The organism is Nocardioides marinquilinus (genome assembly GCF_039543705.1).
In the GTDB taxonomy this organism is placed as follows: domain Bacteria; phylum Actinomycetota; class Actinomycetes; order Propionibacteriales; family Nocardioidaceae; genus Nocardioides; species Nocardioides marinquilinus.
In genome coordinates, this window is the sequence record NZ_BAABKG010000003.1 from 417955 (window position 1) to 430169 (window position 12215).

At 75.3% G+C, this 12215-nt stretch carries 19 protein-coding genes; 6 read left to right on the plus strand and 13 right to left on the minus strand.

The window, feature by feature from the left end:
• Window positions 1-4 precede the first annotated feature (4 nt).
• The 6 genes from coaE to ABEA04_RS13085 form a co-directional block, all read right to left on the minus strand.
• Window positions 5-622: a dephospho-CoA kinase gene (coaE, locus tag ABEA04_RS13060; protein ID WP_345459020.1), complete on the minus strand. Its 618-nt coding sequence runs from the start codon at window positions 620-622 to the stop codon at window positions 5-7.
• A gap of 9 nt (window positions 623-631) precedes the next feature.
• Window positions 632-928, minus strand: coding sequence for a hypothetical protein (locus ABEA04_RS13065; protein WP_345459022.1), 297 nt, complete (start codon window positions 926-928; stop codon window positions 632-634).
• Complete coding sequence (locus tag ABEA04_RS13070; protein WP_345459024.1) at window positions 928-1113, minus strand: hypothetical protein; 186 nt, start codon at window positions 1111-1113, stop codon at window positions 928-930. Before ABEA04_RS13070 ends, ABEA04_RS13065 begins: the two co-directional genes overlap by 1 nt.
• A 51-nt stretch (window positions 1114-1164) precedes the next feature.
• Complete coding sequence (locus tag ABEA04_RS13075) at window positions 1165-2082, minus strand: hypothetical protein (protein ID WP_345459026.1); 918 nt, start codon at window positions 2080-2082, stop codon at window positions 1165-1167.
• Window positions 2079-2660 (minus strand): RNA polymerase sigma factor, encoded by a 582-nt coding sequence (locus ABEA04_RS13080; RefSeq protein ID WP_345459028.1) that lies wholly within the window; start codon window positions 2658-2660, stop codon window positions 2079-2081. Before ABEA04_RS13080 ends, ABEA04_RS13075 begins: the two co-directional genes overlap by 4 nt.
• A gap of 283 nt (window positions 2661-2943) precedes the next feature.
• On the minus strand, window positions 2944-3441 hold the full coding sequence (locus tag ABEA04_RS13085; protein WP_345459030.1) for an NUDIX domain-containing protein: 498 nt from the start codon (window positions 3439-3441) through the stop codon (window positions 2944-2946).
• Between the two features lie 24 nt (window positions 3442-3465).
• On the opposite strand from ABEA04_RS13085, the gene ABEA04_RS13090 reads away from it, so the two are divergent.
• Window positions 3466-4008, plus strand: a complete 543-nt coding sequence (locus ABEA04_RS13090; RefSeq protein ID WP_345459032.1) for a GNAT family N-acetyltransferase — start codon at window positions 3466-3468, stop codon at window positions 4006-4008.
• Here the strand turns inward: ABEA04_RS13090 and ABEA04_RS13095 are convergent.
• Entirely contained in the window at window positions 4001-4543 is a 543-nt protein-coding gene (locus ABEA04_RS13095; RefSeq protein WP_345459034.1) for a YfbM family protein, read from the minus strand. The genes ABEA04_RS13090 and ABEA04_RS13095 overlap by 8 nt on opposite strands.
• 69 nt (window positions 4544-4612) lie before the next feature.
• On the opposite strand from ABEA04_RS13095, the gene ABEA04_RS13100 reads away from it, so the two are divergent.
• Both ABEA04_RS13100 and ABEA04_RS13105 read left to right on the plus strand, forming a co-directional pair.
• Complete coding sequence (locus ABEA04_RS13100) at window positions 4613-5026, plus strand: NUDIX domain-containing protein (RefSeq protein ID WP_345459037.1); 414 nt, start codon at window positions 4613-4615, stop codon at window positions 5024-5026.
• A 10-nt stretch (window positions 5027-5036) separates the two neighbouring features.
• Window positions 5037-5918, plus strand: coding sequence for a phosphotransferase family protein (locus ABEA04_RS13105; RefSeq protein WP_345459040.1), 882 nt, complete (start codon window positions 5037-5039; stop codon window positions 5916-5918).
• A gap of 21 nt (window positions 5919-5939) precedes the next feature.
• Here the strand turns inward: ABEA04_RS13105 and ABEA04_RS13110 are convergent, their stop codons facing one another.
• Window positions 5940-6431, minus strand: a complete 492-nt coding sequence (locus ABEA04_RS13110) for a hypothetical protein (protein ID WP_345459042.1) — start codon at window positions 6429-6431, stop codon at window positions 5940-5942.
• 49 nt (window positions 6432-6480) lie between these two features.
• Window positions 6481-7305, minus strand: coding sequence for a hypothetical protein (locus tag ABEA04_RS13115; protein ID WP_345459044.1), 825 nt, complete (start codon window positions 7303-7305; stop codon window positions 6481-6483).
• Between the two features lie 107 nt (window positions 7306-7412).
• On the opposite strand from ABEA04_RS13115, the gene ABEA04_RS13120 reads away from it, so the two are divergent.
• A complete protein-coding gene (locus ABEA04_RS13120; protein WP_345459047.1) occupies window positions 7413-8051 on the plus strand; it encodes a class I SAM-dependent methyltransferase in 639 nt (212 codons plus the stop codon).
• Here the strand turns inward: ABEA04_RS13120 and ABEA04_RS13125 are convergent.
• The 4 genes from ABEA04_RS13125 to ABEA04_RS13140 form a co-directional block, all read right to left on the minus strand.
• The gene (locus ABEA04_RS13125) at window positions 8048-8386 is read right to left on the minus strand and encodes a hypothetical protein (protein ID WP_345459049.1); all 339 of its coding nucleotides are present in this window, start codon (window positions 8384-8386) and stop codon (window positions 8048-8050) included. The two genes, ABEA04_RS13120 and ABEA04_RS13125, sit on opposite strands and share 4 nt — an antisense overlap.
• A gap of 62 nt (window positions 8387-8448) precedes the next feature.
• Window positions 8449-8976, minus strand: a complete 528-nt coding sequence (locus ABEA04_RS13130) for a hypothetical protein (RefSeq protein ID WP_345459051.1) — start codon at window positions 8974-8976, stop codon at window positions 8449-8451.
• A 340-nt stretch (window positions 8977-9316) separates the two neighbouring features.
• Window positions 9317-10513, minus strand: a complete 1197-nt coding sequence (locus tag ABEA04_RS13135; protein WP_345459054.1) for an FAD-dependent monooxygenase — start codon at window positions 10511-10513, stop codon at window positions 9317-9319.
• An 84-nt stretch (window positions 10514-10597) separates the two neighbouring features.
• Window positions 10598-10948 carry a VOC family protein gene (locus ABEA04_RS13140; protein WP_345459057.1) on the minus strand — a complete coding sequence of 117 codons (351 nt, stop codon included), beginning with the start codon at window positions 10946-10948 and terminating at the stop codon, window positions 10598-10600.
• Between the two features lie 89 nt (window positions 10949-11037).
• Here ABEA04_RS13140 and ABEA04_RS13145 point away from each other — a divergent pair, with 89 nt between their 5' ends.
• Together ABEA04_RS13145 and ABEA04_RS13150 are read left to right on the plus strand one after the other, a co-directional pair.
• On the plus strand, window positions 11038-11418 hold the full coding sequence (locus ABEA04_RS13145; RefSeq protein WP_345459060.1) for an antibiotic biosynthesis monooxygenase family protein: 381 nt from the start codon (window positions 11038-11040) through the stop codon (window positions 11416-11418).
• A gap of 166 nt (window positions 11419-11584) precedes the next feature.
• The gene (locus ABEA04_RS13150) at window positions 11585-11905 is read left to right on the plus strand and encodes a hypothetical protein (protein ID WP_345459063.1); all 321 of its coding nucleotides are present in this window, start codon (window positions 11585-11587) and stop codon (window positions 11903-11905) included.
• Window positions 11906-12215: the final 310 nt, after the last annotated feature.

Here is a 12215-nt window from a genome sequence, read left to right on the forward strand (position 1 = left end):
GGGACTACGGCGTCGGTTCCCGCTGGTCGCCGGTGAGGTCGCCGAAGACCTCGACCACCCGCGCGCGCAGCGCCTCGCGGCCGCCCTCGTTGACGACGACGTGGGTGGCCACCGCCAGGCGCTCCTCGCGGGTGGCCTGGGCGGCGATGCGGGCGGCGGCGTCCTCGCGGGTCCACCCGCGGTCGCGCACCATGCGCTCGACGCGGACGTCGTCGGCCGCGTCCACCACGACCACCGCGTCGAACTCCCCGGCCCGCCCGGTCTCGGTCAGCAGCGGGATGTCGTGGACGACGACCCGGTCGGTCTCGCCGTCGGCTTCGGCGGCGGCCTCGATCTCGGCGTAGCGCTCGAAGACGAGCGGGTGCACGATCGCCTCGAGCCGCCGGCGGGCGGCCTCGTCGTTGAAGACGATGGAGCCGACGTGGGCGCGGTCGAGGTCGCCCTCGGGCGTCAGCACCGCGGGTCCGAAATCCTCGACCACCCGTGCCAGGCCCGGCGTGCCGCGGGCGACGACCTCGCGGGCCAGCTGGTCGGCGTCCACGACGACGGCGCCCAGCTCGGCCAGGATCGCGGCCACCGTGCTCTTGCCCGAGGCGACGCCGCCGGTGAGTCCTACGCGCACGGAGCGAGGCTAGTCGCCGCCACCCCCGCCGCCGCCGTCCCCGCCGCCGCCGCTGTCACCGCCGCCGCTGTCACCGCCGCCCCAGCCGCCGTCGCCGCCGGTCCAGCCGCCGTGGTCGCCGTGGTGCCGGTCGTCGCTGCCGACGTCCGAGCCGTAGTAGCCGCCCACGAAGCCGGCGCCGCTGTCGCTGGTGCTCGAGCGCCGCCGCGAGCGCGGGGAGTTGTTGCCCATCGAGCCCGCTGCCACGAGCAGCACCATCACGATCGCGATGCCCACCACGAGGGCGACCCACCCCTCGGGGCCCATCAGAGACCCGTCCCGCCGACGCCCATGCCCGACCCGGCCCGGCCGGTGCGGCGCATGCCGCGCAGGCGGCCCGGGCGACCCGGGCCGACCGGCGAGCGACCGGTGACGTGCTGGACGACGAGGCCGACCGCGATGAGCAGCCAGCAGAGTCCGATGAACGCGGCGACGACGGCGATGAACGTCATGGTCGGTCCCTTCCCCGTTCGTGGCGGCTCACACGACCCCGGCCGGGTCGATCAGCAGCCGTGGTTGGCCTGGCGGCAGGTGTCGAGCGCCCAGTCGAGCGTGTAGGTCTGCGTCGAGCGGTCGGTGGTCACCTCGACGGTGATCGGGTCGAGCTCGAGCTGGTTGGTCTCGTTGATCGGTCCGCCGGTGACGGTGTAGTCCATCGACCACCAGGTGCGCCCCTCCTCGTCGGAGACCTGCGTCAGCGGCGTGCGGTGCCCGTCGGGGAAGGTGTAGCCGACGGCGAAGCGCGAGGCGCCCTCGGGCACGAGGCCGGCCGACACGAAGGTCGACGTGCGGGCCTTCGGGTAGACCGAGCTGATCGCGTAGGCGTCCTTGTCGTCGGGGGCGTCGAGGGCGCGGGCGCCGAAGACCGTCGCGCGGCCACCGTGGGTGCTGCACGCCGTCCACTTGCCGCCCTTGACGAAGAAGACGGTGCTGCCGGTCTCGGACGTCGTCGACGCGACGACGTCGGCGCCCTTCAGGATGAACTCGAGCTCGGGACGGCACGCGGCCTCCGCGTCGCTGACGGCGTCGTCCGGGTCGGCGGGGGCGCTGCTCGGGTCGCTCGACGGCTCGCTCGACGGCTCGTCGCTCGGCGGGTCCGACGGCGTCGGCTCGTCGCTCGGACCGTCGGGGGCCTCGCTCGCCTCGTCGGACGGCGGCACGTCGGCCGTGCCCGAGCCGGCCGGACCGCTGGGGGCCGAGGGGCCGTCGTCCCCGCCCAGTGCGACGCCTGCGGTCACGCCGGCGACGACGACCACGGCGGCCGCTGCCGCGGCGGGGACGAGCCAGCGGCGTGGACGACGGTGGCCGCTCTCGTCGAGGCCCGCGACGACGCGGGCGCGCAGCCGGGCGCGGGTGGCGTCGTCCATGGGCTCTCCGGGGGGCGGGGTGGGCAGGTCGGGGTTCTGGGGCTGGTCGGTCATGCGGCGGGTCCTTCCGGGGCGAGGGTGGCGAGGCGGCGCCGGGCGCGCGAGAGGCGCGACCGCACGGTGCCGACCGGGACGTCGAGGGCGGTGGCGGCCTGCTCGTAGGACAGGCCGGTCCAGGCGACGAGGGCGATGACGTCGCGCTCGCGCTCGGGCAGGCGCGCGATGGCCTCGAGGACGTCGTGCACCCGCTGCTCGGTGCTCAGCTGGTCGGTGACGGCGTCGGCGTGGTCGGGCTGGGCCGGCTCGGGGCCGATGCGGCCGACCGCGCGCAGGTGGCGCCGACGTCCGCGGGTGAGGTTGCGGCACACGTTGGTGGCGACGCCGTAGAGCCACGGCAGCGCCGACCCGTCGTGCTCGCGCACCCGGTCGCGGTGCCGCCAGACCTCGAGGAAGGTCTGCGCGGTCGCGTCCTCGGCGTCGGCCCGGTCGGCGGTCAGCCGGTGGCAGTGCTGGTGGATGCGGTCGGCGTGCCGGTCGAACAGCGCCGCGACCGCGTCGGGGTCACCGGCGCGCAGCCGTTCGACGAGCGCGGACTCCGACTCGATCGCCATGGTCTCCTCCGGGGGGCTCATACCCTGACATGTCCGCTCGGGGGCGTGGGTTCCCGGCTTTCGTGGGTGGGCCCCGGCGGGCGGTGCGCTGGCCACGCTTCTCGGACGCCGTTCGGTGGCTCAGGCACCGCCACCCCGGCCCGACCCGGTGGGCGGTGCGCTGGCCACGCTCGTCGGACGCGATCTGGTGGCTCACGCACCGCCACCCCGGCCCCCGGCCCGACACGGTCGAGCGGTGACCTGGTGACCGTTCGCGAATGCAAACCGGGAACTCACCCACCGCCGCCCCGGCCGGGCCCCTACGTCAGATGTCGATGGGCCCCGACACGTCGTACCCGCCTGCGAGCAGAGCGGGCAGCAAGGCGGGCAGGTGGCGCGGGCGGAGGAGGCCGTCGTCGTCCACCGCGGCCACCTCGTCCGCCGTCCACCACCGGAAGTCCGTGATGCCCTCGTCGGCGAGCAGCGCCTCGGTGGTGCCGAGCGGGACGGCGTCGGCGTCCCACCGCACGACGAAGAAGTCGAGCACGGCGCCGTCCCAGCCGGCGGCGTAGGTCGGTGAGACCACCTCCTGGTGCCACACGTGCACCGGGACGTCGGGCGCGACGTGGACGCCGACCTCCTCGGCGAGCTCGCGGACGACGGCGTCGAGCGGCGTCTCGCCGGGCTCGATCCCGCCGCCGGGCGGGGCCCAGACGACACGGCCGAGGTGGCGCTCGGTGAGGTCGTGACGGGCCAGGAGCAGCCGGTCGTCGGCGTCGAGGAGGAGGGCGCGGGCCGAGGGCCGCAGCCGAGGAGCCTGCACGCGCAGGGAGCGTAGCCTCGCCCCATGCCCGAGCTGGTGCAGCCGTCGGTCGGCCTGCACGCCGCGTTCCTCGACTGCGTGGCCGACTGGGGTCCGGGCCGGCACGAGGACGGCTTCGGCCTCGACGACGGCGACGACGTCGCCTCGCCGCGGTGGTTCGCCGACTACGTCCACGCCATCACCCGGCGCAGCCACCCGCGCGGCACGCCGTGCCCGCACCCTCCGCAGCGGCACGCCACCTGGGGGTGGATCGTCGAGGACGGCCGGCTGCAGGGCTCGATCGTGCTGCGCCACCTCCTCGACGACGAGCTCGGCCACATCGCCTACGGCGTCCGCCCCTCCGCGCGCCGCCGCGGCCTCGCGACGTGGGCAGTACGGCGGATGCTCGACGAGGCCCGCCTCGCGCTCGGCCTCGACCGCGTCCTGATCCCCTGCCTGGCCGACAACCTCGCCTCGGCCGCCACCATCGAGCGCGCGGGCGGCGTGCTCGAGACGATCCGGCCGAACGCGCACGGCGTCCCGTCCCGCCGCTACTGGGTGCCCACGACCCCGGGGCCGGTCAGCTGATCGACAGGACGACGGCGCACCCGGCCGCGGCCGCCCGACGGTAGAAGTCGCGCAGGTCGTCGTAGGCGGGGCCGAGGTACTCCTCGAAGACGTCGGGCTCTTCCCAGATCTGGGGGTACAGGTCGGCGGCGGCCATCGCGTCGAGGTCGACGCGGTGGGCGAGGGCGGCGCGGTCGAGGGGCTCGAGAGCCGCGGCCACCTCGGCGACCTGGGCGGCGGTGAGCACGCGCCAGTCGTCGTCGGCCCCGACCGGCTCGCCACCCAGGACCGCGAGCGACTCGGCCCCGGCCGCGGGTGCCGGCGCGACGTCCCGCCGGCGTCCGAACAGCCGCCGCCTCGGGGCGGCCTCGGCCGGCGCGAGGTCCCCCGACCCGGTCAGCAGGAAGTGGATGCCGTGCCACGCCTTGTCGAGGTCGACCGAGCGCCCGTCGTCCTCGGACGCCGCGTCCCGCAGGTCGTGCAGCAGGTCCGGCGACGAGCGGACGGCGTCCAGCTCGGCGTCCTCGATCATGGCGGCGACGAAGGTCATGCCCATGGCCGGCTCCTTCCCCGGGCTCGCGCCGTCCACGCGCCACGCGCGCCGCTGTCGGTGGAGGCTGCTGGGATGGGCTCCGTGGACCACGTCGTGCTCGGTGCGCTCGTGCGCGACGGACAGGTGCTGCTGGCCCACCGCCGCGCCGACAAGCGCGCGTTCCCCGGCGTGTGGGACCTGCCCGGAGGCGTCGTCGAGGCCGGCGAGTCCGAGCCCGCCGCGCTCGCCCGCGAGCTGCGCGAAGAGCTCGGCGTCGACGTCGTACCCGACGCGGTCTCGCCGCTGTGCCGGCTGCGCGTCGAGGTGACGCACGGATCGGCGCTGCTCAGCGCCTGGCGGGTGAACGCGTGGCGCGGGACGCCGACCAACGGCGCACCCGACGAGCACGACGACGTCCGCTGGTTCGGCGTCCACGAGCTGCCGCCGCCGGTGCACCCGCCGGTGCGCGCGGCCCTGCTGCGCGCGATGACGCGGGGCGACGGGTGACGATGGGGCGGTGGGGGCGACGGGGCGCGGTGAGGGCGGCGAGGTCGGTGACGGCGGCGGTCACGTGAGCGGCGCCGTCACCCGCACGCACGACGTCACCTTCACCGCGAGCGAGGCGCGCAAGCGCTACGTCAGCTGGTGCCGCGGCGAGCCCGACCGCGAGTGGGCGTGCCTGACCCTGCTGGCCCGTCACGCACCCGGCGTCGCGCCGCGTCCGCTGCGCCGCGAGACCGACCCCGACGGCACGCCGGTCGTGGTCATGGAGCGGCTGGACGGCGAGCCGCTCGGCGACCGGCCGCTGACCGCGGCCCAGACGGCGGCGCTCGGTGCCGTCGTCCGGCAGACGTACGACGTCCCGCTCGCCGCGGTGCTCGACGCCGGGCTCCCCGAGCGGCTGGCCGGCCCGACGACGCTCCCCCGCGACCTGGCCGCCTGGCTCGCCGAGCCGCACGACCTGACGCCGCTCCGCGACGCCGGGCTCGTGGCTCGCGCCGTCGGTCGCGCGCGCGAGTGGCTGGCCACTCCGGGCGCACTGCCGAGGCCGCGCCTCACCGCGCTCGGCGTCTCGGACCGCAAGCCCGCCAACGCGTTGTGGGACGGCGTGCACTGCCGGCTGCTGGACTTCGAGGACTCCGGGCGGAGCGACCCGGCCTTCGAGCTCGCCGACCAGGTCGAGCACCTCGCCGGGCGCCTGGACGACGTCGTCGACCCCCGCGCCCTGGCCGACGCGGTCGGGCTGGCGCCGCCCGACCGCGAGCGCGCCGAGCGCTACCGGCCGCTGTGGGCGACGTTCTGGCTCGCGCTGCTGCTGCCCGGCCACGGCGGGTTCGCCCGCAACCCGCTCGGCACCACCGAGTGGCAGGCCGAGCACGTGCTGGCCCTCATCGGATGACGGGCCGCGGCGTCCCGTGGGTCAGGAGCGCTCGATCCTCTGGGCATCGACGTCGATCGCGACGGGATCGGTCGACCCCCTGAACGAGGCCTCGAGAGTCGTCCAGACGTACATCGGGTCGGGGAGCAGCGGCTGGCGGGGCGACGGATCGGACTTCGACGTGCACCGGGTCGGGAAGACGAAGGTGAGCGTGCGGGCCGTCACCGTCGCGCGCTGCCCGCAGAGGAGCGGGTTGGCCTCGCCGTCGATGACCGTCGGCTTCGACCGGCTGCCGGACAGGTCGATCGTGTAGTCCGCTCCGTCGTCCGTGTCGCCCACGGTGACGAAGGCGTTCAGCTCCCGTGCCGTGCGCAGGTCGACGCCGTCCCCGACGTCGATCACGACCGTCAGGCCGGTGCGGTCGTAGCGCAGCTCGACCGTCGACGAGCCGTCGTCCTCGTCGTCCCCGCCGCTACAGGCGGCGGCGAGCGGCGCCAACACGGCCAGGCACAGGACGGCAGCGGTGGGGCGCACGGGGGCACCGTACGTCGCAAGCTCGCCGTCAGCTCGGCGCGCCGGCGTGTCACTCCGAACGGATCCACCACTCCCGGAGCCGGACGGTGCCGACCACCGCGCGGTCCTCCACCCCGGCCAGCAGGCGGCGGGCGGCGAGCTCGTCGTCCGGGTCGTCGAGGCGCAGCGCGAGCGGGCCGCGGTCGGAGACGTGGGCCTCGGCGAGCCCGAGCTCGTCGTCGAGGCGGATCACGAGCTCGGTGCGCGCCTCGAGGCGGGCGAGCCGCTCGGCGTCGAGCCCGTCGTTCCAGGTGAGGGAGAAGCCGCCGGAGCCGACGCGGACCCACCCGGCCGGCCCGACGCCGCGATGGGCGTCGAGGCGAGCCACGACGTCCGCGAAGGCCAGCGGCTCGAGCTCGACCTCGACGTCGCTTCCCTCCGGGCGGACCACGCGGCTGTACGACCGCACGACCGGGTCGTGGGCGGCGGCGAGGAAGTCCGTGACGGCCGCATCGTCGGGCCAGCCGTCGCAGCACGCGACGAGCGTCGCGTCCCGGTCCCGCAGGCTGACGGAGACGGCGTCGACGTCCCCGTCGTCGACGTCGTCGGCGTAGGCGTCGAGCACCTCGGCCACCGCACGGGCGTCCGAATCGGTACGCAGGACGACGTCGACGCCGTTGCCGATCCGCATGAGGGGGAACGGCAGCCCGTCGTCACCCGAGCTCTCGGTCGCGACGACGTCGAGCACGGCGGGGAGGTCGTCGACGCGCCCCTCGAGGTCGTCCTCCGAGGCGGGCAGGAAGTCGCGGAGCCAGAGACCGACCACGACGAGGGCGACACCGGCGAAGGCGGCCCGTGCTACGCGCACTCGGGGCCGGCGGGCGGGGCTGCTCACGCGCCTGACGCTAGGGCGCCGGCGCCTCGCTCGTCCTGAGCACACATGCTCACCTCCCGACGTCCGGGCGCGGCGCCCGGCCACCACCGCCGCGGCAGGATGGCCGCATGGCGGCCGACGACTTCCCGACCGGCTTCTTCGACCGTCAGGACGAACGCGACGACGCCGACTTCTACGGCCCGCCCCGCCTCGTCACCCACATCGACGACGGCGCGATCGCGGCCGTCACCGCCCTGTACGACGAGCTCGGCGTGCCGGAGGGACGGGTGCTCGACCTGATGTCGTCGTGGGTCTCGCACCTCTCGCGCCGCCCGGACGGCGGGCTGGTCGCGCTGGGCATGAACGCCGCCGAGCTGGCCGCGAACCCGATGGCGGAGGCGACGGTCGTCCAGGACCTGAACCGCGACCCGCGGCTGCCCTTCGAGGACGCCGCGTTCGACGCCGTCACCTGCTGCGTCTCGATCGACTACCTGGTGCGGCCGGTCGAGGTGCTGCGCGAGGTCGAGCGGGTGCTGCGGCCCGGCGGCGTCGTCGTGCTGACCTTCAGCAACCGCTGCTTCCCGACCAAGGCGATCCGGGCGTGGCTGTTCACCGACGAGGAGGGGCGGGTCACGATCGTCCGGGCCTACCTCGAGCGCGCCGGCTTCGCCGACGTCAGCACCGCGCTGCGCACCGACCCCGGCGCGGCCGGCGACCCGCTGTACGCCGCGTGGGGCCGGGTCGGCCGAGCCGACCGGTCGCGCTAGTCCAACGGGGGCTCGGGCGGCTTGAGCCTGACCCGTCCACCCGTGTCACCGTCGACGAGCGCGCGGTCCCCGACCGGCTCGTCGAGCGTCACGGTCAGGGCGTCGGCGCACTCGTCGCCGTTGCCGCCCCTCTGGGGCTTGATGGAGATCCGGATCTCGGTGCCGGTCTCCTCGACCTCGGCCACCGGGTCCTGGTGGCAGCTGGCCACGACCAGCCTCACCGTCGCCGAGCCGGCCTCGCCCCGCGCCTCGATGATCGAGACGGTCGAGGAGCAGCCGGAGGCCACGAACGCGAGCGCACCGACCAGCACGCTCACCGTGCGGGTGGTGGTCACGGGCGACAGCCTCCCCCACGCCGTGCGCGACCGGAAGACCTCGCCCGGCACGACGCGGCGCATCAGGCGCGGTCGATCGTGCCGACGTCCGTCCTGATCCTCACCGGCCTCGTGCCCTTCCGGAAGGTCGCCTCCAGCTCGACGTTGCCGATGCGGACGCGCGAGCCGAGGACCGCGGACCGCCCCCCACCACCGCCGGCGACGCCGCAGCGGTTCGGGAGCACGAGGGTCACCGTGCGTCCCTCCACCGTGGCGCTCTCGCCGCACGCGAGCCGGGTGCCCTCGGCGTCCAGCACCTGGGTGTCGAGCTCGGGGTCGAGCGCCTCGAACGAGTACCCGCCCTCCTCGGCCGAGGGCCTTGAGACGTTCACCAACGCGTAGAGCGTCCTCGCCTCGGTCAGGTCGACGTCGCGACCGGCCGTGATGACGACGGTCAGCCCGGAGGCGTCGTAGGTCGCCTCGACGGAGCGTCCTCGGTCGTCCGTGCTGCCCATGGAGTGCGGGCCGTCGGTCTCGGCGGGGTCCTCGTCGCCGCCGCAGCCCGCGAGCCCGGCGAGGACGAGACACAGACCGGCGAGCGCAGGACGCATGCGCGCAACCTACGTCGTCCGGGCGCTCCGGTACTCAGAACCGAGCGCCTGCCCGCACCAGGACGTCGGCGACTCACGACCCGCCGGTGACCGGTGCACCACCGGTCAGGGCCGGGCCGGGGCGGCGGTGCGTGGGTGACCGGATCGCGGCCCGGAACGGTAAGCAGTCCACCGCCGACCGGGAACGGACTACGACGGCGGTGCGTGGGTTACCGAATCGCGGCCCGAAACGGTCACCAACTCACCGCCGCCCAGGAGGGGGCCGCCGCTGGACCTCGGGCAGAGCACGCACCCGCTAGTGAACGTCGTGACACCTGACGACCCACCGCCGAGCGGGGCGTCAGGCGGACGACGGCCGGCGGTCGGGCAGGTCCGCGTAGTCGGGCAGCTCGGGGCCGCGGACGGCGCGCTCGACCAGCCTCATTAGCTCGTCCATGTCGGGCGCGGCGGACCCGTCGGGCCCGGAGGGCTCGGCGCCGGTGATCATCTGCACGTGCAGCCGGCCCATCAGCTGGTTGTCCTCGACGTAGCCGCGCATCCGTCGCTCGTACCCGGCGAACCCCGCCTCCGGGTCCCAGCCGGCGCCGGCCAGCTCGCCCGCGAGCAGGTAGGCGCCGACGAGCGCGAGCCCGGTGCCCGCCCCCGACATCGGCGAGGCGCAGAAGGCGGCGTCACCGATCAGCCCGACGCGGCCGCGGCGCCAGCGGTCCATCACCACCTGGGCGACCTGGTCGACGTAGAGGTCGGGAGCGTCGTCCAGGTGGGCCAGGATGCGGTCGGTCTGCCAGCCGAAGCCCGCCATGCGCTCGCGCACCAGCCGCTTCTGGGCCTCGACGTCGCGGTCGAGGTCGTAGGCGTCGGTCGGGAACGACAGCATGGCGATGGCCCGGGAGGCGTCCGGAACGGGTCGCAGCCCGGCCCAGCGGCCGCCGTCCCGGTGGTCGAGGGCGAAGCGGTCGACGCCGAACTCGTTGGGCACGGTGAAGAAGGCGAGGACGAGCCCGAGGTGGCGCACGAACTCCTCACGCGGGCCGAAGACCATGGCACGCAGCGCCGAGTGCAGCCCGTCGGCGCCGACGACGAGGTCGAAGCGGCGTCGCGTGCCGCCGGCCAGGACGACGTCGACTCCCTCGGCGTCCTGCACGATCTCGGCGACCCGGTCGTCGAAGAGGTGCTCGACGTGGGCCCGGACGTCGTCGTGCAGGACCCGGGCGAGGTCGCCGCGCAGCACCTCGACCTCCGCGATGTGGCCGTCGCCGCCGTCGTCCTCGGCGAGCTGGGTCTCGAGCACGACGCCGTCCGCGTCGACCTCGTGGGACCCGGCGGTCTCGGTGCGCACGGCGCGCACGGCCTCCTCGAGCCCCATCCGGCGGATGACGTCCTTCGCGACGCCGCGCGCGTCGACGGCTTGGCCGCCCGGACGCAGCCCGGGAGCCCGCTCGAGGACCGTCACCTCGGCGCCGCGACGATGGAGCCAATGCGCGAGCGCGGGCCCCGCGATGCTCGCCCCGGTGACCAGGACCCTGGTCTCACCCATGTGCTCACTCCTCCGTGTCGGTTGCTGCAGCGCTCCGACCGCCCGCACGTCAGGTTCTCATCGCTCGCCCGGGCCCCGGTCCCGTCAGGCCTGCACGAGCGTGATCGCGTTGCCGTCGGGGTCGAGCAGCTGCGTGAGGGCCGTGACCACCTCCCCCGTCGCGACGTCGACCTCGAGCCCGCGGGCGCGCAACGCCGCCGCGGCCGACCCGACGTCCTCGACCACGAGGGTGAGCAGGCCACCGCCGGCGCGGTCGGCGTCGACGACGACCTGCAGGACGCCGCCGGCGACGTCCCACTGCGTCAGCCCGGGCATGGGCGCCTCGCTCGGCGGCGTCCCGAGGAGCCGCTCGTAGAACTCACGCGCCGCGTCGGCGTCACGGACCGGGACGGCCGCCAGGAGGGCCGAGACGGGCAGGGGCGTGTCGTCGCTCATGGTGGTGCCGACCCCGCGGGCCGTCCCGACTCATCGGTGGCCGCGCCGCGCCGCGATGAGTCGCGGCCGGTCGGCAGGTCTGCACCACCATGACGACGTCCCCGCACGACCCTGCCGATGGCGCCGGCGAGCTGCGCGGCACCTCGCGGATCCGGATCCACGACGGCGGGCTCGAGCGGTTCAGGCGCCTGGCGCAGGAGTGCGTCGAGATCGTCCGTGAGCACGACACCGGCACGCTCGAGTACCGCATCTACCTCGACCCGAGCGGCACCGAGGCGTTCGTGCATGAGCGCTACCGCGACTCCGCCGCGGGCCTGGAGCACATGCGCAACATCGGCCGCATGATGGAGCCGCTCGCGGAGGTCTGCACCATGACCGGCGAGGTGTGCGGCAACCCCAGCCCCGAGCTGCGCGAGGCCCTGACAGCGGCCGGAGTGACCGTCTACGGCCCGCTGGCCCACGCCGAGTGAACGGCCCGTCGACGCCGCCGCCGGGCGGGGCGAGGAACCCCGCGGGCGGCCGGGACGTCCCTCCTCCGTGATCCGCTCCCTGACCTGCGTGGCCGCGTTCGCGGTCCCGCTGACCCTGCCCGCGTGCGGCGGGACGAGCCGCACGGACGTCGGAGGGGCGTCGGGGGTGTCGGCACGGTTGCCCTTCGACCTCTACGCCCAGGGTCGCACGGTCGACGCCGAGCTCGGCCAGGGCGAGGAGTGCAGGTCCAGCCGGACCCCCATGCGGCCCCGCCAGCGGATCGACGGCGAGCTGTACGCCTACGTCGACCCGCCGGGGTTCGCCCGCGTCTTCGAGGAGGGCCCGGCCCGACTGACGGTCACCGTGAGGGACGGCCGGCGCACGATCAGGGTGTTCGAGTCCGACGTCGACCTGGCCTACAACTACCCGAACGGTCGCGACTGCGACGGCGACACGTGGCTCGCCGGCCGGGTCGAGCTGGCCTGACCCGCGACCACCGGGACACCCGCTCCGGTTCCGGACCGGTCGGGAGCTCACCTCTGGTCAGGGGCCTGGTCGGGGCGGCGGTGTGTCAGTGACCGAGTTGCCGCCCGGAACGGTCACCAGCCCACCGCCGCCCGGGGCCGGGTCGGGGCGGCGGTGCCTCAGCTACCGAATCGCCGCCCGGAACGGTCACCAGCTCACCGCCGCCCGGGCCGGGGCGGGGCGGCGGTGCCTCAGCTACCGAATCGCCACCCGGAACGGTCACCAGCCCACCGCCGCCCGGGGCCGGCTCGCGTCACACGGGCTCGGTGCG

Bases quoted from the DNA above. Each gene is read 5' to 3' on its own strand.
- ABEA04_RS13135 (WP_345459054.1), bottom strand. From the start codon at position 10,513: ATGGGTGAGACCAGGGTCCTGGTCACCGGGGCGAGCATCGCGGGGCCC.
- ABEA04_RS13080 (WP_345459028.1), bottom strand. From the start codon at position 2,660: ATGAGCCCCCCGGAGGAGACCATGGCGATCGAGTCGGAGTCCGCGCTC.
- ABEA04_RS13070 (WP_345459024.1), bottom strand. From the start codon at position 1,113: ATGACGTTCATCGCCGTCGTCGCCGCGTTCATCGGACTCTGCTGGCTG.
- ABEA04_RS13090 (WP_345459032.1), top strand. From the start codon at position 3,466: ATGCCCGAGCTGGTGCAGCCGTCGGTCGGCCTGCACGCCGCGTTCCTC.
- ABEA04_RS13100 (WP_345459037.1), top strand. From the start codon at position 4,613: ATGGGCTCCGTGGACCACGTCGTGCTCGGTGCGCTCGTGCGCGACGGA.
- ABEA04_RS13145 (WP_345459060.1), top strand. From the start codon at position 11,038: ATGACGACGTCCCCGCACGACCCTGCCGATGGCGCCGGCGAGCTGCGC.
- ABEA04_RS13075 (WP_345459026.1), bottom strand. From the start codon at position 2,082: ATGACCGACCAGCCCCAGAACCCCGACCTGCCCACCCCGCCCCCCGGA.
- ABEA04_RS13140 (WP_345459057.1), bottom strand. From the start codon at position 10,948: ATGAGCGACGACACGCCCCTGCCCGTCTCGGCCCTCCTGGCGGCCGTC.
- ABEA04_RS13120 (WP_345459047.1), top strand. From the start codon at position 7,413: ATGGCGGCCGACGACTTCCCGACCGGCTTCTTCGACCGTCAGGACGAA.
- ABEA04_RS13130 (WP_345459051.1), bottom strand. From the start codon at position 8,976: ATGCGTCCTGCGCTCGCCGGTCTGTGTCTCGTCCTCGCCGGGCTCGCG.
- ABEA04_RS13095 (WP_345459034.1), bottom strand. From the start codon at position 4,543: ATGGGCATGACCTTCGTCGCCGCCATGATCGAGGACGCCGAGCTGGAC.
- ABEA04_RS13065 (WP_345459022.1), bottom strand. From the start codon at position 928: ATGGGCCCCGAGGGGTGGGTCGCCCTCGTGGTGGGCATCGCGATCGTG.